The following is a 21,239-nucleotide window of genomic DNA, read 5'->3' as shown; positions in this document are numbered from 1 at the left end:
TTTGCATGCTTATAGGTGTGCTGTTGCCGCTCGTGGCGCGTATGCAACTTGATCAATCAACGGATTGAGAGGCACCGCGATGTTTCGAAGCCTTATTGCCCCGGCCAAATTAACTGTCGCCAGCCTGGCCGCGCTGCTGCCGTTGCCTGTAGCGACCGCCCCGTGTGCGCGACGAGATGAGCTGCGTGCGGTTGTCGAGCCGGTACGCATCACAGCCGCCGACCATTGGGCCCGTGTCACGTCGGTGCTCCGCAGCGCGATGCAGCGGCTTGAGCGGATCAAAGATCTGCACCGGACCGCTGCGCAACAGCTGGATTCCGTCGACTACGCATTGACGCAGTTGCTGCATGATCTACGGCCTGCGATGGCCCTGCCGACCGATGTTTCCGGTCTGCGCGCTGTGCTGGCGGAAGCGGAGCGTCAGGGTTCGGCTCAGCGCTCGCCGTATCCGCGTCACGCTACGGCGCTGGCGGCCTGATTGTTTGGCGTACGCGCTTAGGTGCGCCGAAGCATCGGCGGCAGCGTAGCGCTAGCTGCCGCGCTCACGCTCAATTCTGCGAAGGAATGGAGCCGGTGGTGGCGATCTGATCGGCTGTAGAGACGCGCGTTGCCTCGAAGCTCGCAGGCGCAGCGTCAACAACCGCCGCACCGAACTGCTGCACCTCGAGCACGGCCAGTCCGCGTTCGCTCATGCCATCGGCGCGGAAGCGCACGATGCCATCGACGCCTGCAAAGCCGTTGGCGCGGGTCAGATTAGCCTGCGTATAACGTGCGCCCGGTGCGTTGCTGGCAAGGCCGATGGCGATGCCGATTGCGTCATAGGCAGCAGACGCCATGCGTGGCGGCGCGGTGCCGAATGTCTTGGCGAAACGCTCCGAGAAGCCGCGCCATGCCGCCGGATCGGCGCTTGGATACCACCCGCCGATAAACGCCTGCTCGCGGCTGATAGCCGGATAATCCCAGGCGCTGGTGCCCAGCAGTTTGACCTTGCGCGTGTCGAGGCCTGAATAGGCGATGACGGGGCCGATCTGCGGCAACGACTCCTGCCCAGCCGGCAGGAACAGCGCATCGATCGGCGCCATTTGCGCTTCGGCGCCCTTGATGATCTCAACCAGCCGCTTTGCCGGTTCAAGCATCCCGTTCGGCGTCGGCGGATAACGCTCAATCGTAGCCACGACGCCGCCGTTGCGCTGGACTGAGCGCCGGAACGCTTCTTCGACAACAGAGCCATACGCACTGTTGGGAATGAGAGCGGCGAAGCGGCGTTTGCCCTTGGAAGCGGCGTACGAAACGATGCGTTCGGTTTCCTGCTCGGCCAGGAAGCTCATGAGGTAGACGCCGCGCCCTGCTACCTGCGAGTTATTGGAGAACGAAACCAAGGGCACGTTCGCGCTGGCGGCAACAGGAGCTGCGCCGGTTACGGCGTCGGCCAGCAGCGGCCCGATGATAATTTCCGCGCCTTCGCGGATTGCGGCGTCGGCTGCTGCGCGCGCGCCAGCGGCCGTGCCGCCGTCGTCCTTCGTAATGAGCTCGACGTTAGGGTCGTTCTGCTCGAACAGCGCCATCTCGGCGCCCTGCTTCATCCCCTTGGCGGTGGATGCCATTTCACCCATGCCGGCCAGCGGCAGCAGCAGGGCGATTTTTACCGGTGCACGGATCTGGCCCTGGCTGAGGCCGGGCGGCGGTGCCAGCGCGGCCGAAGGCGTCGCGCTGCCGCCCATGCCGCCGGTGGAGCAGCCTGCGAACAGAGTAGCCGCCAGCATTCCCAGTGCTGCAGAAGCAACCCCGCGGCCTGTCAGCCTTGCTCGCTGCACGCTGTTTCGCATCAGATGTGGCCCCGCGTCTTAAGGCCTTCCGGCGCCGCGTGTTGGTGTCTGCGGGCGGAAGGGTGTAACGACTCACAAGTCTTTGGTTAGCCGCTCGATTCGCCTGCGGGAAGTGCCGCTCTGCCACTATCGTGAACATTCGACCCCGCCCCCAGGAAAGTGTCCTTTACTATGGCCGAATCATCCACCGATTTCAGTCATTTGATGGCCCGAGCCGGTGGAGAACTGGCGCGCCAGACAGCGCCACCGTTGCCTGCCGGTCTGTATGCGGTGGCAACGCCTATAGGCAACCTGGGCGACATCACCTTGCGGGCGCTTGCGGTGCTGGCCCGTGCCGACATCATCCTGTGCGAAGACACGCGCCACAGCCGCACGCTGCTGGCGCATTTTGCGATCACCGCGCCGATGCGGCCCTATCACGAGCACAACGCTGCGCGGGAGCGGCCGCGGGTGCTGGCGGACCTCGCCGAGGGCAAGCGCATTGCGCTGATCTCGGATGCGGGCACGCCGCTGATTTCCGATCCCGGCTGGAAGCTGATGCGCGAGGCCATCGATGCGGGGCACCGGGTGGAAGCGCTTCCGGGCGCTTCGGCGCCGCTGGTTGCGTTGACGATTGCCGGTCTGCCAACCGATGCATTTCTGTTCGCCGGGTTCTTGCCGCCCAAGTCGGCGGCGCGACAGACGCGCATCCGCGAGCTGGCTGGCGTTCCGGCGACACTGGTTTTCTTCGAGTCGCCCTCGCGCGCGCCGGAAGCGATGGCGGATCTGGCCGCAGTGCTAGGCCCTCGGCCGGCGGCGTTGGCGCGCGAACTGACCAAGCTGCATGAGCAGGTGCTGCGCGGCTCGCTCGATGGGCTGGCGGCAGAGCTGGCGGAACGGCCGGTAAAGGGCGAGTGCGTTATTCTGGTGGGCGCACCTGTGGTAGCGGCGGCCACCGACGATGATGTCGTCGCTCATTTGCAGCGTGCGCTGGCGGACATGAGCCTGCGGGATGCCTCCAAGGCAGTTTCGGAAGCCTTGAATGTCCCTAAAAACCGCGTCTATGAGCTGGGTTTGCAGTTGCGGCAGAGCGGGCGTGACGACGGCGCGGACGATGCGGAGAGCTGATGACAGGCCGCCCGCACGCTTCGCCAGCGAATGCCGATGAAAGGCGCAAGCGGTTGCAGCGTGGGCGCTGGTCCGAGCTGTTGGCCGCTGCGGCGTTGATGGCGAAGGGCTATCGGATCATCGGCCGCAACGTGAAGACGCGGGCAGGCGAAATCGACATCATAGCCGTGCGCGGCAATCTGCTGGCGTTCGTTGAAGTAAAGCGCCGCCCGACGCAGGAGGCGGCCGAGGCTGCAGTCGGTGGGCGGCAGGCGCAACGTATCCGCAACGCGGCCGACTATTGGCTGGCACGGCGGCCGCGCTATCATCACCATGAGCAGCGATTTGATCTTGTGCTTCTGGTGCCACGGCGCTGGCCGCGCCATATACCCGACGGTCTTTGACTTTCCTCAGGCTCGCATTCCCGTTTGTGTTGCGCGCCGGTTTTTGTGTTTGAACCCCATCCGGCCGCGCAGCACTCAAGCGGGGCTGGCCCAGAAAAGAGCTGGAACCATGCGCTTGCGTGTTGCCTGTCAGATGGACCCGATCGACCGCATCGACATTCGCGGCGATTCCACGTTCGCAATTCTGCTGGAGGCGCAGCGGCGCGGGCACGAGCTGTTCTATTACACGCCGGAAAATCTGTCGCTGCATGGCGACAAACTGCTGGCACGCGGACAGACGTTGAAGGTCGAAGACAGGATTGGATCGCACTACGAGCTATCCAATCAGCGCGTTGAAAACCTGCGCGATTGGGATGTAGTGCTGCTGCGGCAGGATCCGCCGTTCGACATGGCATACATCACCACGACGCATCTGCTGGAGCGCATCCATCCCCATACGCTGGTGGTGAATAATCCAGCCGAGGTGCGTAATGCGCCGGAGAAAATTTTTGTTCTCGATTTTTTGGATCTCATGCCGCCCACCATCGTGACGCGCTCGCTCGAAGATGTGCAGGCGTTTCGGCGCGAGATGGGCGATGTGATCCTGAAGCCGCTGTACGGCAATGGCGGCGCCGCGATTTTCCGCCTCAGCCGCGACGATACCAACGCGGCTTCACTGGTGGAGCTGTTTCAGACGGTGTTCCGCGAGCCGTTCATGGTGCAGCAGTATCGGCCGGAAGTGCGCGAGGGTGACAAGCGCATCATTCTTGTGGACGGCGAGTTTGTCGGTGCGATCAACCGCGTGCCTGCCGCCAACGAAACGCGCTCCAATCTGCACGTCGGGGGCACGGCAAAGCCGACTGTGCTCACCGATCGCGAAGCGGAGATCTGCGCGCGTCTGGGGCCGGAGCTGAAGCGGCGCGGTCTGCTGTTCACCGGGATCGATGTCATTGGCCCGTATCTCACCGAGATCAACGTCACGTCGCCCACGGGCATTCGGCAGGTGAAGGAATTTGGCGGCGCCGATATCGCGGCGCTGATCTGGGATGGAATTGAAAACAAGCGTTCCTAAATAGCTCCATCGAAATTCAACCGACTGCAGTGCGGTGCGCGATCGTCACCAGTGACAACGCCGCGCTGCCGCCGGCATGCGATGGAGTTTTGCAAATGAACATGAGGGACGAAGTTCATGCGGCGCGCAAGCGTTGGGAGCTTTTGAGCTTCTATCAGCGCTTTGAGGAAATAGTCGTTTCAGTGCTGTCCATACTGATGGCAGCGGTCATTTTGCTGGCGCTCTGGAACCTGTGTCTGAAGGTGCTCGCGGAGGTGATTGCCACCCACGCGCTCGACCTGACCGACTACACGGTGTTTCAGGCGCTGTTCGGCATGTTTTTCACCGTGATCATAGCGCTTGAATTCAAAAAGTCGCTGCTGGTCACTGGGCAGCGGGCCGACAGCATCGTGCAGGTGCGCACAGTCGTGTTGATTGCGATGCTGGCCGCGCTGCGCAAGCTGATAATTCTGGAGCCGGGCAAGACCAATGCAGCGTATCTCTATGGACTGGCGGCCGTGATCGTAGCGCTGGGCGTTGTGTTCTGGCTGGTGCGGGGAAGCGGCGCGCAGGACATCCAGTTGGGCGGAGCGCAATCCTGAAGCTCACTGCTTCGGACGCTTCTTCTTGCTGGTGTTGCGCGGTGCTTTCTTCGATGCGGAAGCGTTCTGCGCTGAGGTTTTCTCAATCTTGGCCGCAGGCGCTGCGGCGGTTCCGCCAGCCTTGGTGGGGCTGTCAGCGCTTGCCGTGGCGGGTTCCGGCTTTGGCGGCGGGGGAGGTGCTGAACAGGCGCGGAAGCGGCCAAGTATCAGCTCGTCGGGCTCATAGGGCGTGCCGATAACCTCACGCGGATAATTCTGCAGCCGGGCTATCGGAAATGAAGTCTTCCATTCGTGCGTGCGAAAGCCGCTTTCAAGCAAGGCGGATGCGCGCGCGGTGCGAGCGCTGTTGCTCGGCGCGCCTAGCACGATGGCGATGAGGCGGCGTCCATCGCGCGTGGCGCTGGCGGCCAGATTATATCCCGAGGCGCAAGTGTATCCGGTTTTGATGCCGTCACCGCCATCGAATGAAGTCAGCAGTGCGTTGTGGGTGCCGATGGTAATCTTGCCGATGGTTGCCGATGTCAGCGAATAGAGTGGCGCCTCTTCAGGAAAATCCTTCAGCAACGCTTGCGACAGCAGCCCCATGTCACGTGCGGTGGAAACCTGCTTCTCGGCGGGCAGTCCGTGCGGGTTGATGAAATGCGTGTGCGTCATGCCAAGGCGTGCGGCGGTCTGGTTCATCTGTTTGACGAACGAGGCTTCATCGCCGCCCAGTGTTTCGGCGATGGCAACGGCAACGTCATTGGCGGAGCGCATCATCAGTGCGCGCAGTGCATCGTCCAGCGTGATCTCGCTGCCGGTCTTCATGCCCAGCCGTGTCGGCGGCATTTTGTAGGCAGCGGCAGAAATCTTGACCTTGGTGTCTTTCTTGGCGCGGCCCTCCTTGATGGCGGTGAACGCCATATAGGCGGTCATCATCTTGGTGAGCGAAGCTGGATACCAAGGCTGGTCGATGTCCTCAGCGTAGAGAACGTGGCCGTCTTCGAAGTCGAAAACCAACGATGAGCCGGACGCACTCGCGGCCACCGCCGGCGCAGCGCAGCCCCACACCATCAGTGCGGCCAGAGAAATGATGCCTACGTCCCTGCGCAAGGCGCCCCGTTCCCTTTTGCATGCCGCTCCACCTGGCGAAGCTTGGAACGGCTAAATCTGTTTGCTTGTCGTGTCGGCACAAAAAACCGGCGACAGTCTAAGCCCTTGATTCTCCAGTCGCGGAGTATGAAGCCTTCGGCCTTAAATGTCAGCCCGCAAACCGCCCTCGGGCGTTTTGGACCCAGCCGCGTGGCCAATTTTCGTCACTACGATAAAGGACTTGGGCATTTCGGATGGAAATTACGCACCGGCCACCATTCTAAATCCATCGATAAATGTGTTCGCGGACTGTGGTGAGTGCTGATGCGCACTGCGGTGCAAACAGCTGTGGGCAACGGATTCAATATCGCTCGATTTTTTTAACCGAGCGACGGACCGAGCGTGCTCGCGGCGTTCTTATTTTGCTTCCCCCGGAGCAAGCGTCCCGAAGATGACGCGAACTGAGATTTGAGGAGATGATTATGAAGTATTTCGTCGCGATGGCCGCTTTGGCCGCCCCCCTCGCAATTGCAATGGCGCCTGCACCTGCCGAGGCTGCACCGCGCGATGGCTATCGCTGCCACATGACCAAGCAGGTCGTGAAGGGCAAGTGGGGTAAGAAGCGCACGAAGTGGGTGAAGGTGTGCCGTGATCATCACCGTCACGGCAAGAAGCTCGGACCGCGCTACAACTATCGCTATGCGCGATGATCGCTTGCATCTCCGGAGCCAGCGGATGCCGGTGATGCAGCATTGGAGCCGGGATGTACCATAGGCCAACAGACGCGGCGAAATGGCCGGTCTAAACATGGAACAGCTTTGAAATTCATACGGGGATCCCTGTCCCCAGAATGCAAAGCTCTTTCGGGGTCTATTACCCGTCCGTAGCGCATCCTTGGCGCGCTGCGGACGGGCTTTTTATATCTATGGCAGTGCGGGCTGATCAGCGTCGGCGCAGCACAAACGCACATTCCTCAAGTGAGGTCAGGCCGCGCGCGGCAAAGTGCGGATGCGTTTCCATCACATCGCGGCAGTCGATTTCCCGCACGTCGAAATTGGCGTCGTACAGATTGTGCACCTGCGCGCGCGGCGTTGTGAACGGCGGCCCGGACATCTGCGCGGCGTCATATTCCAGCGTGATGATAAGCATCGGAGCGGTCGCGGGAACGATCTCGGCGATCTTTTCCGCATAGCGCTGCTGCATGTCGGGCGGCAGCGCTATAAGAGCCGCACGGTCGAACACGCCAGCCACATTGCGTAACGCATCCGCTGGCATCTCGAAGAAGTCACCGCACCAGATTTCATAGGGGCCGGTGGACTTTACGGTGAATACGCCTTCCGTGCGCACGTCAGGCACCAGGCCACGCTCGGCGAAAAACGCATCGACCGCCAGCTCGCTCAGCTCGGCGCCGACCACCCGGTGCCCCTGCTCCGCCAGCCAGACCATGTCGAGGCTCTTGCCGCACAGGGGAACGAACACATCGGTTCCCGAAGGCACCTTCAGATCGGCCCAATGCGCCAACAGCAGCCCGTGATAGTCGGCCTGATGAAAGCCGATTTCCTGCTTCTGCCAGCGGCTGCGCCAAAAGCCGGGTTCCATGCTGAATGCCTCCGCAGAATTTCAGATCGTCGCGCGTGCGTGATTGCTCCGCAGATTAACTGCGGTAGTCCGCATTGATATCGATGTAGCCGTGGGTGAGATCGCAGGTCCACACCGTGGCCCGTCCGGTGCCGATGCCGATATCGGCGCGCACGGTAATCTCCGGCTGCTGCATGTAACGCGACACTTCCTCTTCGCTGTAGCTCGGTGCGCGTTCACCTTCTGATGCCACCTGGATGTCGCCGAAGCTGATCGACAGCCGGTCGCGATCGGCCTCCTCGCCAGACTTGCCTACGGCCATGACAACGCGGCCCCAGTTGGCGTCCTCGCCCGCGATGGCGGTCTTCACCAGCGGAGAGTTAGCGATCGAAAGCGCGATGCGCTTGGCGGCAAGGTCAGACGCTGCGCCTTCCACTTCAACGGTGACGAACTTGGTGATGCCTTCGCCGTCCTTCGCCACCAGAATGGCGAGTTCGCGCAGCAAGTCGTGCAGCGTCGCAGCGAAGTCCGCCAGTCGCGGATCGGTGGCATCGGTAATGCGCGGGCAGCCACGCTTTTCCGCTTCGCCGGTGGCGAACACCAGCAGCGTGTCGCTGGTCGAGGTGTCGCTGTCGACCGTCACGCAGTTGAAGGTTTCATCGGCGCTTTTTGAAACCAGCTTCTGCAGCGCCGGTGCCGCGATCGGTGCGTCGGTTGCCACGAAGCACAGCATCGTCGCCATGTCGGGCTGGATCATGCCGGCGCCTTTGCACATGCCGTTGATGACGACCTCATGCCCGTCGATGCGCGCGGTGCGGGTTGCCAGCTTGGGGAACGTGTCGGTGGTCATGATGGCGCGGGCCGCATCCGGCCAGGTGTCAGCGCGCGTCGTGGCGGCCAGGCCCTGCAGCAGATGGGCGAACTTGCCCGCATCGAGCGGTTCGCCGATCACGCCGGTCGAAGCGATGAAAACTTCGCCGGGTGCGCAGGCAACGGCATCGGCCGCGGCGTCGGCGGTAATTTCCACCGCCTCGCGGCCCTTCTTGCCGGTGAACGCGTTGGCGTTGCCTGAATTGACCACTAGCGCGCGCGCATTGCCGTGGCGCAGGCCTTCGGCGCACCAGTCGACCGGAGCGGAGCGGGTTTTGGAGCGGGTGAGCACGCCGGCCACCGTCGTCCCCGGAGCAAACACGGCCAGCACCAGATCGGTGCGGCCCTTGTAGCGGATGCCAGCCTCGGCGGTGGCAAATGCAACCCCCGGCACGTCGGGCACTGCGGGCAGGTTGGCGGGCGCGAAGGGGGAAACGGGGGCGGGTTTACCCATGGTTGGCTCCAAGGCGGATGAAGGCTTTCAGCGCCGCCACGTTTTTCAGGTTCGTTTGAAGCGAGTGTGTCGCTTGCGGCGCGGTTTATCACGTGATCGCGCGCCGTTCGAGTGGGGCAGAGTGGCGGGGGCGTTGGCGCGCCCTGCTTTCGCTGCTTGCGCAAGTAACTGCTCGCCCCGGGCGGGCCACACACAGATCCGAGCAACCAAACGCAAATCGGGCCGCCTGTTTCCAGACGACCCGATCAATACAGCATGCCAATCAGGCGGCGGCTGATCCGCCACCTGTAGGCGCTTACTTCTTTTCTTCTGCCGGTGCGGCGGCCGGAGGCGGCGAGACGTCGTTCTTCTTGGCTTCCTCGGCCTGCTTGCGGGCGGCGGCGAGTGCCTCTTCGCGCTTCTTGTTGTGCTCTTCGACCGTCTTTTTGATTTCCGGATCGACGTATTCGATCTTGGCCTTGTTGCGCAGGTCGGAAGACTTTTCCTGAGCCTTATGGATGGCAAGCGAGTTGATGATGTTGTCGCGCACCTGCTCGAACGTCGGCGGAGCCTTCTTGCGGCGGTCTTCCAGCTTGATCACGTGCCATCCGTAGGCCGTCTTGATCGGTTCGGAGATGTCGCCAGCCTTCAGCTTCAGAATGGCGTTCTCGAATTCCGGCAGCATCTGGCCGACACCGAAATAGCCCAGATCGCCGCCATCTTCCTTGGAAACCGGGTCGATGGAGTTTTCCTTGGCGAGCTTGGCGAAGTCTTCGCCGCCCACGACCTTGGCGCGAATTTCCTTGGCCTTGTCCTCGCTATTCACCAGAATGTGGCGGGCGGAGAATTCTTCCTCAGGACGCATCTGCTTCAGGCGGGAAAAATAGATCTTCTTGGCCTCTTCCTCGTCGACGGCGCCCTTCAGAGACTTCTCAAAATACTGCTCGCGCAGAGCGCGCTGGTTCAGATAGGCCATGTAGTTCTTGAACTCGGCCGTCTCGTCCAGTTTCTCAGCCAGCGCTGCATTGGCGAACAGCGTGTTGTCGATCAGGTACTCGGCCAGAGCGCGACGCTTGTCGTTTTCCGGCAGCGAGTTCAGCTCCGAGCCAATTTCTTCCTCGGCCAGTTTCAGCTGCGACTGGGTGATCGGCTTGCCGTCGATTGTAACGACCACAGCGTCAGCGGCCGCTTCCTGCGCGACAGCAGCCGGGGTCGGCAGTGCCAACATAAGAGCGGCGCCAAAGGCCAGTCCGGTCGCAATGCGCATTTTCGCAATAACTCGATGCATGTTTGATCTCTTGATTTTAGCTGGCTGGCTTGAGACTCGCCTTCAATATGACGGCAGGCCCCAGTTAGACAGTTAACGAGCCGTTCGGCCCGGTTCGGGCCCATGGATAGTGGGCGAGTTAAAGGCTGCCAAGTTAAGAATTGGAGAGATGAGGACTGATTTTTACGTGATTAAAGGGGCGCTGCCACGGTTTCCAATGCGTTGACAACCCCATGGTGCGGTCCTTATCTCTCCCCCGGCGACCGAACCATTTGCGTCCGAGGCGCTTCTAGACGCATGCCGTGTGTGTGACCTTACCTGTGTGAAATCCGGCGCGCCCATAATAAGGCTCGCGGATCAGCGCCGATAAAGCCCGTCAGCGGCGGCAAACCCAATACCTCCCGGTCAAGCCCGGCAATAGGGAATACTGCGAATGCTTTCGACGATTGGTGGATTTGCGGCAAAGATTTTTGGGTCGTCAAATGAGCGTCGGGTAAAGGGTTTCCGCTCGCGCGTCGAAGAGATCAATGCGCTCGAAGATGAGCTGAAGGGTCTGACCGACGATGAGCTCAGGGCGCGGACGGCATTGTTCCGCCAGCAACTCGCCGATGGCACCGTAACGCTTGATGATCTTCTTGTGCCGGCGTTCGCCACCGTTCGCGAAGGTGCCAAGCGCGCCCTCGGCATGCGCCATTTCGATGTGCAGCTCATCGGCGGCATGGTTTTGCATGAAGGCAAGATCGCCGAGATGAAGACCGGCGAAGGTAAGACGCTGGTCGCCACGCTGCCTGTCTATCTCAACGCGCTAACCGGCAAGGGCGTGCATGTCGTTACCGTCAACGACTACCTCGCGCAGCGCGACGCCGAATGGATGGGCAAGGTCTATGAGTTCCTTGGCCTGACCGTTGGCAACATCGTGCACGGCCTTGACGATGAAGAGCGCAAGACCGCCTACGGCTGCGACGTGACCTACGCCACCAACAACGAGCTGGGCTTCGACTACCTGCGCGACAACATGAAGATGGATCGCGAGGAGATGGTCCAGCGCGGCCACTTCTACGCCATCGTCGACGAGGTCGACTCGATCCTGATCGACGAAGCGCGTACGCCGCTCATCATCTCTGGTCCGCTGGAGGATCGCGCCGAGCTGTATCAGGCGGTTGATGACATCATCCCCAAGCTCGTCGCTGAAGATTTCGAGCTCGATGAGAAGCAGCGTCAGGTTTCGCTGACGGAGACAGGCAACGAGCGGGTCGAGCAGATGCTGGCCGAAAAGGGCCTGATGACCGGCTCGCTCTACGACATCGAGAATGTCACGCTTGTCCATCACATCAATTCGGCGCTGAAGGCGCACAAGCTGTTCCAGCGCGACCGCGATTACATCGTGAAGGGCGGCGAAGTTGTCATCATCGACGAGTTCACCGGCCGTATGATGCCGGGCCGTCGCTATTCGGAAGGTCTGCATCAGGCGCTGGAGGCCAAGGAGCGGGTTGAGATTCAGCCTGAGAACCAGACGCTGGCTTCCATCACGTTCCAGAACTACTTCCGTCTGTATGATAAGCTGGCCGGTATGACCGGTACGGCCTCGACCGAGGCCAGCGAGTTCCTCGACATCTACGGCCTCGACGTCGTTGAGATTCCGACCAACGTTGGCGTGCAGCGCGCCGATGAAGACGACGAGATCTATCGCACCGCCGGCGAGAAATACGCCGCCATCGTGCAGACGATCGCTGACTGCTGCCGCCGTGGTCAGCCGATCCTTGTCGGCACCGTGTCGATCGAGAAGTCGGAGCAGCTTTCGGAGCTGCTGAAGGACAAGAAGTACGTTCAGGAACTTGGCCGCAAGGCGCTGGCGCAGGCTGACAAGCTGAACGGCGCCAAGGAGCAGGAATACAAGAATTACCTGACCGAAATCGGCAACTATCTGGTCAACGCTGCCGCGCAGGCCAAGGGCAACGCCTCGCCGATTCCGCACAAGGTGCTGAACGCGCGCTATCACGAGCAGGAAGCCGGCATCGTTGCGCAGGCGGGAGCTCCGGGCGCTGTTACGATCGCCACCAACATGGCCGGTCGCGGTACCGACATTCAGCTGGGCGGCAACGTTGACGCCAGCGTGAAGGATTGGGTCGCCGCCGAGCGTGAGCAGGGCCGTGCGCCCGATGACGCTGCAATCGCTGCCAAGCGCAAGGAACTGCAGGCTCTCATCGCCGAGCAGAAGACGAAGGCGCTTGAGGCCGGTGGTCTTTACGTTCTCGCTACTGAGCGCCACGAAAGCCGCCGCATCGACAACCAGCTGCGCGGCCGTTCCGGCCGTCAGGGCGACCCGGGCCGTTCGAAGTTCTACCTGTCGCTCGAAGACGATCTGATGCGCATCTTCGGTTCCAATCGCATGGACAGCGTGCTGAAGACGCTGGGCCTGCAGGAAGGCGAAGCCATCACCCATCCGTGGATGAACAAGTCCCTGGAGATGGCGCAGAAGAAGGTTGAGGCGCGCAACTTTGACATCCGCAAGCAGATCCTGAAGTACGACGACGTGATGAATGACCAGCGCAAGGTCATCTTCGATCAGCGTCTCGACATCATGGGCGAAGAGGATGTCTCCGAGATCGTCAAGGAACTGCGTCAGCAGCTCGTTTCCGAACTGGTGCGTCGCTACATTCCCGAGACGGCCTATGCCGAGCAGTGGAATACGGCCGGCCTGCGTGAGGCGATCAACGGTGTCTTCGGGCTCGATTTGCCAATTGAAGATTGGGCCAACGAGGAAGGCATCGCCGATCAGGAAATCGCCGAGCGCATCCAGAAGGAAGTTGACGCGAAGGCTGAGCGCAAGGCCGCTGAGCTGGGCGACGCCAATTTCCGCCAGATCGAAAAAATGGTGGTGCTGCAGACGCTGGATCACCTCTGGCGCGAACATCTCGTAACGCTGGAGCATCTGCGTCAGGTCATCGGCTTCCGTGCTTACGGTCAGCGCGATCCGCTGAACGAGTACAAGAGCGAAGCGTTCGTGCTGTTCGAGGCCATGCTGGCCAATCTGCGCGAGGCGGTTACCGGCCAGCTCATGCACATTGAGCTTGCTTCGCCGGATTCAGATTTCATGCAGCCGGTTGAGCTGCCGGAAATGCACGCGAGCCACGTTGATCCGTTCTCGGGCATGGACGAGTTGGCGATGGCCGACGCCGCAATCGAAGGCGGCGCACGCGCGCAGTTCGACGAAAGCGGCGAGCGCCGGCCTCCGTTGCAGACGCGCCGTGCCGCGGGCGATTTCGATCCGGCCGATCCGGCAACGTGGGGACGCGTGGCGCGCAACGCGCCGTGCCCGTGCGGTTCCGGCAAGAAGTTCAAGCATTGCCACGGTCGCGAATAGCATTCTCGAGACCAGCGGCCCAAAAATAAAAGCGCTCCGGATCTTTGGTCCGGAGCGCTTTTTTCATTCGGGCATGTGGGCTAATAATGAATATTAGCCCACATGCTATAACGCATTGAAATTACCATGAAAAATACAGTCCGATTTCGATGTCAGGCTGCCTCCCGCAGCAGCCTGTCGAGGTCCAGCCGCCGTGTGAACATGTTGAGGTGTCCCGCTTCATCGCGCGGCCAGTCGGCGGGTTCGCGGTCCCAATACAACTCGATGCCGTTGTCATCGGGATCGCGCAGATAGAGCGCTTCGCTGACGCCGTGATCGCTGGCGCCATCAAGCGGCACGCCGGCTTCGATCAGCCTGCGCAGCGCGTCAGCCAGAGCGGCCCGCGTAGGATACAGCAGCGCGACGTGAAACAGCCCGGTGGTTCCCGGCGGTGGCGGCAGTCCGCCTTTGCTCTCCCAGGTGTTCAGGCCGATGTGGTGGTGATAGCCGCCCGCCGAGATGAAAGCGGCCTGGTCGCCGTAGCGCTGGGTCAGTTCCAAACCCAGTACACCGCAGTAAAACGCCAGCGCGCGATCGAGATCGGACACCTTCAGGTGCACATGGCCTATACGGACGCCGGCATCGACGGGCTTAGGCGTGATTTGCGGCTCCAACGGGGGAGCCTGCGGTGGCGCATTTGCTGTCATTGGAACTCCGGCATTGGCGTTGCGGCTGGGGCTGGCGCGCGGATGGGCGCAGGCAGAGCGCTCCGCTTATCTGCGAACCAAGCCTAATGCTCATGTGGGGGCGGAGGTGGCGATTTCCAGCGCGCGCGTCAAAGCTTCGGCTTACGGCTGGCTGCGCGACGGACCGTAGGGCGAACAGCGGCCGCGCAGATCCACCTTCGAGATGATGTCGAGATCGGCCACTTCCGCTTCAAACTCCGCCAGCGTGAACGGCCCGAAGCAGGCCATTGCTCCGGCGGCGGGGCCGGTTCCGGCAATCAGGCGGCGGGCCAGAACGACCGAGGCGATGGCCGGTACGTAAGGACCGTGATTGCTGCGCGCGATAAGATGCCAGGCGCGGGTTAGGCGCGAACGCGGGTCGCGGCCCTCAATGCGCACGAACATGCCGCCAGCGTCGCTGCCAAGCCAGTGCAGGCGGCGCTTCAGCCACAGCAGCGGTCTGGCCAGCGGCGCCAGCGACCGGACGATGCCGAAGCGTGCGGGCCATGACAGTGCCCAGAACCCGAGATGATAGGCGCTGACTTCCAGGCCGGCGGTGAAGCGCACGCTGGCGATGCCGGGCAGATGGCGTGGAAACAGCTCCAGATCCGGCACATCGACGTCGCACATCCAGCGTCGGCCGATCAGCGGAAACGTGTAACCGGAGAGGCCCTGCCAGCCATACCGTTTGACGGCGGCATGGTCTTGGCGCGCTTCGAACGGCTTGCCGGCGGCGCCGATGATGGAGCGTGTGGTGGTGAGGCCGGGATCGAAAGCGTTGCCCGGCGAAATGCCGATGTGCACCTCATCCAGATGGCGCAGACCTTCGCTCAAGTGCAACACAACGGCCGATGACAGTCCGGGCACAGAGCTGGCGCCGGATATCACGCACACGCCTGCGCCCCGTGCCGCTTCATCAAGCTGGGTTATGCCGCACACAAACTCTCTTGCGTCGGCCAGGTCGATGTAATGGCAGCGTGCCGCGATGCACGCGCGCGCCAGTGAGTAATCCTGCTGCTGAAACGGTCCCGATGCGTTGATCAGCACCGTTGGCGCAAGAACGCGAATGTCATCGGGAGTGGCGGCTTGGGCATCGAGCACCGCGAAGCTGATGCGCGAACCAACGACTGCGCGCGCCAGCTTGTCTGCGTAGGCTTGCGCCTTTGCGCGCGAACGTCCGGCAATAACGATCTCCAACGCGGGATCGCGCGCGAGCCGTTCTGCAACCTTAGCTCCAAACGCTCCATAGCCACCGACAATTACGACGCGGTGATTGCCGGAGGCTTTGCGGCTGTCATCACCGGATGCAGCATCTGTTGCATCCGGCGCGGGAGTGTTTTGCGGTTGGGGCCTATCGTTCACGGCAAGCTGCAGGATCAGGCTTGTTTGCCGTCGCCAACGTGATCCGTCGCAGCAGCGACAGGCGTCGCGTGCTTGCCTTTTGCTCCGTCATCGCCGGATTTGTGGGCTCCGGAGATACGGTCGGACAACGCCATCAACAGGCCGGACACAACAAACACGACGTGGATCGTAACCAGCCAGAACAGATCGCGATCCGATACAGAGTTGACGGACATGAACTGCTTCAACAGCTGGATGGCGGAGATAGCAACGATCGAACCCAGCAGCTTGATCTTCAGTGCGGTGAAATCAATCGTGCCCATCCACTCGGGCCAGTCGCGGTGCTCGGAGTGGTCGATCTTCGACACGAAATTCTCATAGCCGGAGAAGATCACAATAATGATTAGCGAGGCGGTCAGCGATAGATCGACCAGCGCCAGCAGCCCGAGGATGACCTGCGATTCCGTTGCGGTGAATGCGGTGGCTGCGATGTGCACCAGCTCGGCGATGAACTTGATGAGCAGCACGATGAGCGCCAGCGAAAGGCCTAGATAGAACGGCGCCAAAATCCAGCGGCTAGCGAAAATCACCGTCTCAATAATGCGTTCGATCTGCTGCGGAACGGGGCGCGTCATGTGTCAATTCCGATGGTTGCGATTGCTGGGTGTGTATCGCACGCGTGCGGAAAACTGCGCAAGTAAAGCTGGATGAGCGCGCATTGTCAGCGTGCGGCATCTTCGGCGGGCCGGCCAGCGATGAGCGTTTCGGGAGGGATACTGGGAAACAAGCGGTTCCCGTTTTATGACGCTGGCGAAAAAAAACGCTCTGGATCGAAACGATCCAGAGCGTTTGTGCCGTGCCGATTGATCCTGCATGTGCCGTGCGGGCAATCGTCGTGGGTAGTGGTCTGCGTTAGTTGTTGAAGCTCACGCTCTGAACCTCGTTCCAGCGGCGATGTTCACCGGAGCTGACGTGCCGGGTTTCGCCAACGACGCTGGAAGTGCGGCGAGAGCTTTTGCTCGAACGCTTCTTCTTTTTGGTCGCCGATTTCTTCTTTTTCTTCGGCGCGCGCGCCTTCTCACGCTTCGGCTCTTCAAGCTTCATAGCCGTCTTGTGTGCGATCTGCTCGCGCAGGTCGGCATACTTGCGGCAGCTTGGCAGGGCCAGCGAGCACTGCAGCGGCTTGGCCAGCACCGGGCTGATGCCTTCACGGGAGGTCTGCGGCGCAAGCTGCAGCTCGAAGTTGTCGCCGAGGCGGTTGGCGATCACCCGGGAAGCCGTCGGGCCGGTGAAATACGCGGCAGGGCCAGAGATAGACGCTGTCTTGATCTCGGTGGTCTGCGGTTTCACCTGCGGCTGCTCAGCAACGCGCTTGTTGATGTGGGACAGATCCGCGATGACCTGTTCCGTTTCGGGGCACACCTGCAGCGGGCCAGGGTTAACGCCTTCCAGGCGGTCCGAGGCCGAAACAGTGTAGCGCAGGCCGCAGACACTGACGCGCGGCGGGCGCTTGGTGCGCTCGAAGAGGTCGTAGCCTTCCTTCAGGTTTCGCCAGAAGCCCTGCCACTTCGGTGCATCATACTTGGCGAAGTTCTCTTCCGTCATGCGGAACGGGAACACGTGCACGGGGATGTGCGACTGGCCGCCTTCTAGCGCCTGGGTTGCAAGCTTGTGGATCTCCTTGCTGGACGCATTGGTCATTGCGAAACAGCCGACGGATGAACATCCACCGTGGATCAGGATGTACGAGCCCGAACGAAGGTTGATTTTATCGAACGGATTTGGGTACCCGAGGTTAAGCGACCGCGGCCAGCGTGGGCCCTTGTGGTAGCTCTGCTCAAGGTTAATCGTGTAGAACCCTTCGGGCGCCTGCTTGTCACCTTCCTTAAGCTTCGGGCCCAGTTTTCCGGACCAGTAGCAAATCGGGTAGGTGGCGAAGAGGCTGTAGTTACCGTTCTCATCGCCCGCCCAGATCTCCATCTCAGATTCCGCCTTGAAGAAGCGGAAGAAGAGCGGCGTGTCGGGCGTGATTTTGGCTTCAGAGAGACGTTCATCGAGGCGGTTGAGGTCAGGCGTGCCTGGAAGCGGCAGTTTTCCTGACTTGTTCGCCCGCTTGCGCTCAGTGCGCAGCTTGTCGATGTCCGTCATATCCAATGAATACGCCGGCGCGGTCCCGGAAGGCCCTAGGATGGCGACGGCAGCGCACACGGTAAGAGCAGCGCGCTTGATGTAAGCGATCGACTTCGTCATGCGGTCGCTTTTGCAGGGCGCGTGCCAACGGCGACTTTGCCGATGCTTTCGCGGCGCGCACGAATTGTTGCAGTATTGGTCAGCATATTGAACTCTCTTACTCTTCTTCTGCTGGCGTTGACGGGCAGGTGAAAAATTGAGGCGTTAATGTCAACTGCGTCTCACGTCGCAGGGCAGTTAACCTCAATGGGCGCACCGTCGCCCGCATCCCCATTTCCGGGCTTGATCGCGTACCGTCCATCGCAGACGCTCACGATCGGTGGGACACCATCACGCAGGAACGCGTCGTGCCCTACCTTGAGTTGCCGCCAGAATCCGTTGTTCGGATTCGACGCATGCAGTGACATATTTGTCTCTGTCATGCGGAACGGGAACGCTTGTACCTGCACGTGCTTTTGCCCTGCCGAGAAGGCAGAGGTCAATAAGGACCAAATTTCATCAATAACGCGATTAGTCATCGCATAACATCCGATGGAGCGGCAGTCGCCGTGAACCATCAGAAACGATCCTGTGCGCCCATGGCTCCGATCGTAAGCATTCGGGTAACCAAGATTGAACGACAGGTGATACTTGCTGTTGGGGTTCAGTGACGTCGGCTCGACTGTGTAGAACCCCTCCGGCGCCTGCTTGTCTCCTTCCCTTTTCTTCGGGCCTAAACCGCCCGACCACATACAAACCGGATAGGTCTCGAACAGCTCGTAGCGGCCGTTGCGCTTCATCCACACTTCAAGCTCGAAGTCGCGCTTGAAGATGCGGATGAAAATGGGTGCGCCGAGTTCCATCCCGCGGTCGGCGAGGCGCTGTTTCAGATTTGCGGGATCGGGTGTGCCGGGCAGCGCTGCGCCGCTGGAATAGGTTGCCCAGTGCTTGGCTTTGCGCGCGTAGATCAGCTCATCTTCAATAAGAGGATAGATCTGCGGCCAGAATAGATAGCCAACACCTGCAATGACGGTGGCGAGCACCGCAATGAAAAGAAGTACTGAGCGCCAGCGGCTTTGCTTTCGAGCAACCATCAGCGCAACATGCCGGTGTTTTTATGCTGACGCAACGAGACGGTCGGTATGGCGCGATACGCTGAGGCGGCCGCAACATTCATGGTCGGCGGCGGCGCGTTGTGCATCTCAGGGTGCGGGCGCAGTGCTGCCGGTTTCGGCTGGAGGATCAACCGGACCGCCAAGCGCAAATGCCGGTGCAAACGTGGCGTCGCCGCGGGTTGCCGGGGTCGGCTTCGGCGGTGTCACGGTGGCATAGAACTGACGCGTCTTTGGCCCCGGCGCGTGAATGCGCTCCTCAGCTACCTGCTGCTCATAAGGCCTTGGCGTAAAAGGCTCAAACTGCGGCCGATAGAACGGCGGACAGGCTGCATCGGGCTGCACCGAAGCGTTGGGCGCGAACTTCACGTTGACCACATAGCGGCGCTCGCACACGGCCACCGATGGCGGCATACGATAGCGCTCGAAGAAGTCGTGGCCTTGCTGCAGCGTCTTCCAGAAGTCCATGTTCGGGTCACCGGCATGGCGAGCGAGATTCTGCTTTGTCATGCGGAACGGGAACGCGTGCACTTCAAACGCTTCCTGGCCGCCGCGCAGCGCCTCGCGGGCGATGACGTAGATCTCTTCCATCAGCGCGTCGGTCATCGCGTAGCAGCCGACCGACTTGCACTGACCGTGCACCATCAGGGCGCTGCCCGTGCGCCCATGCGCACGGTCATAAGCGTTCGGATAGCCGAGATTGAACGCGAGATAATACTGCGAGTTCGGGTTCATCTGGCTGTTGGCGACCCGATAGAACCCTTCCGGCGCCTGCTTGTCGCCAGTAGCGCGCTTGGGGCCGACGTTGCCGGACCAGTTGCAGATTGGATAGGTCTTGAAGTGATAGAAGCGGCCGTCGTCGCGCGCCTTCCATACTTCCAGTTCCGACTCTTCCTTGAAGATGCGCACGAAGATCGGCGCGCCGGCGTCCATGCCCTTGCGGCCCAGCATCGACATGGTCTCGGTGCTGATAGGCGTCTCGCCGCGCGAGAGCTCGGTCATGGAAGGCCCGCTGCAGCCTGCGAGCAGACATGCGCCCGCAACTGCCAAAATGGCCGGAATTAAGCGAAGCCGCGTGGCGGCAACACCAAGGTTGATTGAACGCATACGCAGTGCCCCTGGCGCACGATGCCCAACCATCGATCCCAAAACCTTAAGATTTGGTTAACGTTACTGAATCATTAGCAGGACAGTTATTAGCATCCCGCCGCGGCGCGTGTCTGTGTCTAGCTGTACGATGCGACGCAAATTTGGCGCGGGCGACGGCTCAGTTTCCAGTGTCGCCCGCTAAGCCATTAAAGGGACTGGCCAATTTCCATGAAGCGGGCATGGCGCTGGCGCCGGATCTCGGCTGGGGATTTGCCCTCGAACTCCGACAGCGAACGCTCGATGGCATCGCCCGTGGCTTTCATGATCGCCGCGCGATCGCGGTGGGCGCCGCCAATCGGCTCGGTGATGATGGCGTCGATCACGCCGAGCTGGTCGAGATCCTGCGCGGTGATCTTCATGTTGGTGGCGGCATCAATGGCCTTGGCCGAGTCACGCCACAGGATGGATGCGGCTGCTTCTGGTGAGGCAACCGTATAGATCGCGTGTTCCAGCATGAGAATGCGATTTGCGGTTGCAATCGCGATGGCGCCGCCTGAGCCGCCTTCGCCAATCACGACCGAAATCAGCGGCACGCCGATGGCGAGACAGCAATCGGTCGAGCGGGCGATGGCTTCCGCCTGCCCGCGTTCCTCGGCGCCGACGCCGGGATAGGCGCCTGCCGTGTCGACCAGCGTGATGACCGGCATGTTGAAGCGCTCGGCCATTTCCATCAGCCGCACGGCCTTGCGGTAACCTTCCGGCCGCGCCATGCCGAAGTTGTGGCGGATGCGGCTTTCGGTATCGGAGCCCTTTTCATGGCCGATCAGGACCACCGAACGCCCGCGAAAACGGCCAACGCCGCCGACAATCGCCTCGTCTTCAGCGAAGTAGCGGTCACCGGCGAGGGGCGTGAAATCTTCGATCAGCGACTTGACGAAGTCGAGGCAATGGGGCCGCTCCGGATGGCGCGCCACCTGCGTTTTCTGCCAGGGCGTCAGCTTGGAATAGGTGTCGACCAGGGCCGCGCGGGCCTTCTGTTCCAGCTTCTTTATTTCGTCGACGATAGAGACCGCGCGCTCATCGTCCTCCAATGCACGCAGCTCGGCGACCTTGCTTTCAAGCTCGGCGATCGGCTTCTCGAAGTCGAGGTAAGTGCGGATGGGGGAGCGCTCCAAGACGGTCCTCATGTATGACCTAAGAGATGTTGGGGCGACAATCACGATAGAGCTTCGGCGATGTCAAGGCGACGGTAGGAGGCGGCTTAATTTCCTGCATCCGCCCGGCCGGATTCGG

Annotated in this window: 19 protein-coding genes; 7 read left to right on the top strand and 12 right to left on the bottom strand. The window is 61.4% G+C overall.

The features are described 5' to 3' along the window. The first annotated feature begins 79 nt into the window (after positions 1–79). Positions 80–478 carry a hypothetical protein gene (locus tag C6Y62_RS03360; RefSeq protein WP_068462818.1) on the top strand — a complete coding sequence of 133 codons (399 nt, stop codon included), beginning with the start codon at positions 80–82 and terminating at the stop codon, positions 476–478. Positions 479–548: 70 nt separating this feature from the next. Here the strand turns inward: C6Y62_RS03360 and C6Y62_RS03355 are convergent, their stop codons facing one another. Continuing rightward, on the bottom strand, positions 549–1,763 hold the full coding sequence (locus C6Y62_RS03355; RefSeq protein WP_173952768.1) for a penicillin-binding protein activator: 1,215 nt from the start codon (positions 1,761–1,763) through the stop codon (positions 549–551). Between the two features lie 234 nt (positions 1,764–1,997). Between C6Y62_RS03355 and rsmI the strand changes: the two genes are divergently transcribed. From rsmI to C6Y62_RS03335, 4 genes are all read left to right on the top strand, one after another. Next, positions 1,998–2,933, top strand: coding sequence for a 16S rRNA (cytidine(1402)-2'-O)-methyltransferase (rsmI, locus tag C6Y62_RS03350; protein WP_173952767.1), 936 nt, complete (start codon positions 1,998–2,000; stop codon positions 2,931–2,933). Beyond that, positions 2,933–3,316, top strand: coding sequence for a YraN family protein (locus C6Y62_RS03345; protein WP_068462812.1), 384 nt, complete (start codon positions 2,933–2,935; stop codon positions 3,314–3,316). The genes rsmI and C6Y62_RS03345 overlap by 1 nt, the downstream gene beginning before the upstream one ends. A 109-nt stretch (positions 3,317–3,425) precedes the next feature. After that, positions 3,426–4,367, top strand: a complete 942-nt coding sequence (gene gshB / locus C6Y62_RS03340; RefSeq protein ID WP_173952766.1) for a glutathione synthase — start codon at positions 3,426–3,428, stop codon at positions 4,365–4,367. Positions 4,368–4,462: 95 nt separating this feature from the next. Continuing rightward, positions 4,463–4,948 (top strand): phosphate-starvation-inducible PsiE family protein, encoded by a 486-nt coding sequence (locus tag C6Y62_RS03335; protein WP_173952765.1) that lies wholly within the window; start codon positions 4,463–4,465, stop codon positions 4,946–4,948. A gap of 3 nt (positions 4,949–4,951) precedes the next feature. On the opposite strand, the gene C6Y62_RS03330 is transcribed toward C6Y62_RS03335, so the two are convergent. Further along, complete coding sequence (locus tag C6Y62_RS03330) at positions 4,952–6,040, bottom strand: D-alanyl-D-alanine carboxypeptidase family protein (RefSeq protein WP_173952764.1); 1,089 nt, start codon at positions 6,038–6,040, stop codon at positions 4,952–4,954. A 461-nt stretch (positions 6,041–6,501) separates the two neighbouring features. Between C6Y62_RS03330 and C6Y62_RS03325 the strand changes: the two genes are divergently transcribed. After that, entirely contained in the window at positions 6,502–6,729 is a 228-nt protein-coding gene (locus C6Y62_RS03325) for a hypothetical protein (protein WP_173952763.1), read from the top strand. A gap of 232 nt (positions 6,730–6,961) precedes the next feature. Here the strand turns inward: C6Y62_RS03325 and C6Y62_RS03320 are convergent, their stop codons facing one another. The 3 genes from C6Y62_RS03320 to C6Y62_RS03310 form a co-directional block, all read right to left on the bottom strand. Further along, complete coding sequence (locus C6Y62_RS03320) at positions 6,962–7,618, bottom strand: thiopurine S-methyltransferase (RefSeq protein WP_173952762.1); 657 nt, start codon at positions 7,616–7,618, stop codon at positions 6,962–6,964. Between the two features lie 55 nt (positions 7,619–7,673). Beyond that, on the bottom strand, positions 7,674–8,921 hold the full coding sequence (gene argJ / locus C6Y62_RS03315; protein WP_173952761.1) for a bifunctional glutamate N-acetyltransferase/amino-acid acetyltransferase ArgJ: 1,248 nt from the start codon (positions 8,919–8,921) through the stop codon (positions 7,674–7,676). Between the two features lie 295 nt (positions 8,922–9,216). Next, positions 9,217–10,188: a peptidylprolyl isomerase gene (locus C6Y62_RS03310; protein ID WP_173952760.1), complete on the bottom strand. Its 972-nt coding sequence runs from the start codon at positions 10,186–10,188 to the stop codon at positions 9,217–9,219. 412 nt (positions 10,189–10,600) lie between these two features. Here C6Y62_RS03310 and secA point away from each other — a divergent pair, with 412 nt between their 5' ends. Then, a complete protein-coding gene (gene secA, locus C6Y62_RS03305; RefSeq protein WP_068462800.1) occupies positions 10,601–13,531 on the top strand; it encodes a preprotein translocase subunit SecA in 2,931 nt (976 codons plus the stop codon). 152 nt (positions 13,532–13,683) lie between these two features. On the opposite strand, the gene C6Y62_RS03300 is transcribed toward secA, so the two are convergent. The 7 genes from C6Y62_RS03300 to C6Y62_RS03270 form a co-directional block, all read right to left on the bottom strand. Beyond that, on the bottom strand, positions 13,684–14,217 hold the full coding sequence (locus C6Y62_RS03300; RefSeq protein WP_173952759.1) for a VOC family protein: 534 nt from the start codon (positions 14,215–14,217) through the stop codon (positions 13,684–13,686). A gap of 141 nt (positions 14,218–14,358) precedes the next feature. Further along, the gene (locus C6Y62_RS03295) at positions 14,359–15,597 is read right to left on the bottom strand and encodes a saccharopine dehydrogenase NADP-binding domain-containing protein (RefSeq protein ID WP_173952758.1); all 1,239 of its coding nucleotides are present in this window, start codon (positions 15,595–15,597) and stop codon (positions 14,359–14,361) included. Positions 15,598–15,611: 14 nt separating this feature from the next. Next, entirely contained in the window at positions 15,612–16,211 is a 600-nt protein-coding gene (locus C6Y62_RS03290) for a TIGR00645 family protein (protein WP_173952757.1), read from the bottom strand. Positions 16,212–16,488: 277 nt separating this feature from the next. Then, positions 16,489–17,826 (bottom strand): L,D-transpeptidase family protein, encoded by a 1,338-nt coding sequence (locus C6Y62_RS03285; RefSeq protein WP_173952756.1) that lies wholly within the window; start codon positions 17,824–17,826, stop codon positions 16,489–16,491. A 161-nt stretch (positions 17,827–17,987) separates the two neighbouring features. Next, entirely contained in the window at positions 17,988–18,839 is an 852-nt protein-coding gene (locus tag C6Y62_RS03280) for a L,D-transpeptidase family protein (protein ID WP_068462788.1), read from the bottom strand. Between the two features lie 108 nt (positions 18,840–18,947). Continuing rightward, positions 18,948–19,859, bottom strand: a complete 912-nt coding sequence (locus tag C6Y62_RS03275; RefSeq protein WP_173952755.1) for a L,D-transpeptidase family protein — start codon at positions 19,857–19,859, stop codon at positions 18,948–18,950. Positions 19,860–20,152: 293 nt separating this feature from the next. Further along, on the bottom strand, positions 20,153–21,133 hold the full coding sequence (locus C6Y62_RS03270) for an acetyl-CoA carboxylase carboxyltransferase subunit alpha (RefSeq protein ID WP_068462784.1): 981 nt from the start codon (positions 21,131–21,133) through the stop codon (positions 20,153–20,155). Positions 21,134–21,239 lie beyond the last annotated feature (106 nt).

Source organism: Hyphomicrobium sulfonivorans (genome assembly GCF_013306565.1).
Classification (GTDB): domain Bacteria; phylum Pseudomonadota; class Alphaproteobacteria; order Rhizobiales; family Hyphomicrobiaceae; genus Hyphomicrobium_A; species Hyphomicrobium_A sulfonivorans.
The sequence above is the reverse complement of the archived record's forward strand: the minus strand, read 5'-3'. Positions and strand labels throughout refer to the sequence as shown.

Coding starts and splice junctions, on each gene's coding strand:
- C6Y62_RS03360 (WP_068462818.1), top strand. CDS start 80: ATGTTTCGAAGCCTTATTGCCCCGGCCAAATTAACTGTCGCCAGCCTG.
- C6Y62_RS03355 (WP_173952768.1), bottom strand. CDS start 1,763: ATGCTGGCGGCTACTCTGTTCGCAGGCTGCTCCACCGGCGGCATGGGC.
- rsmI (WP_173952767.1), top strand. CDS start 1,998: ATGGCCGAATCATCCACCGATTTCAGTCATTTGATGGCCCGAGCCGGT.
- C6Y62_RS03345 (WP_068462812.1), top strand. CDS start 2,933: ATGACAGGCCGCCCGCACGCTTCGCCAGCGAATGCCGATGAAAGGCGC.
- gshB (WP_173952766.1), top strand. CDS start 3,426: ATGCGCTTGCGTGTTGCCTGTCAGATGGACCCGATCGACCGCATCGAC.
- C6Y62_RS03335 (WP_173952765.1), top strand. CDS start 4,463: ATGAACATGAGGGACGAAGTTCATGCGGCGCGCAAGCGTTGGGAGCTT.
- C6Y62_RS03325 (WP_173952763.1), top strand. CDS start 6,502: ATGAAGTATTTCGTCGCGATGGCCGCTTTGGCCGCCCCCCTCGCAATT.
- C6Y62_RS03320 (WP_173952762.1), bottom strand. CDS start 7,618: ATGGAACCCGGCTTTTGGCGCAGCCGCTGGCAGAAGCAGGAAATCGGC.
- argJ (WP_173952761.1), bottom strand. CDS start 8,921: ATGGGTAAACCCGCCCCCGTTTCCCCCTTCGCGCCCGCCAACCTGCCC.
- C6Y62_RS03310 (WP_173952760.1), bottom strand. CDS start 10,188: ATGCATCGAGTTATTGCGAAAATGCGCATTGCGACCGGACTGGCCTTT.
- secA (WP_068462800.1), top strand. CDS start 10,601: ATGCTTTCGACGATTGGTGGATTTGCGGCAAAGATTTTTGGGTCGTCA.
- C6Y62_RS03300 (WP_173952759.1), bottom strand. CDS start 14,217: ATGACAGCAAATGCGCCACCGCAGGCTCCCCCGTTGGAGCCGCAAATC.
- C6Y62_RS03290 (WP_173952757.1), bottom strand. CDS start 16,211: ATGACGCGCCCCGTTCCGCAGCAGATCGAACGCATTATTGAGACGGTG.
- C6Y62_RS03285 (WP_173952756.1), bottom strand. CDS start 17,826: ATGACGAAGTCGATCGCTTACATCAAGCGCGCTGCTCTTACCGTGTGC.
- C6Y62_RS03280 (WP_068462788.1), bottom strand. CDS start 18,839: ATGGTTGCTCGAAAGCAAAGCCGCTGGCGCTCAGTACTTCTTTTCATT.
- C6Y62_RS03275 (WP_173952755.1), bottom strand. CDS start 19,859: ATGACCGAGCTCTCGCGCGGCGAGACGCCTATCAGCACCGAGACCATG.
- C6Y62_RS03270 (WP_068462784.1), bottom strand. CDS start 21,133: ATGAGGACCGTCTTGGAGCGCTCCCCCATCCGCACTTACCTCGACTTC.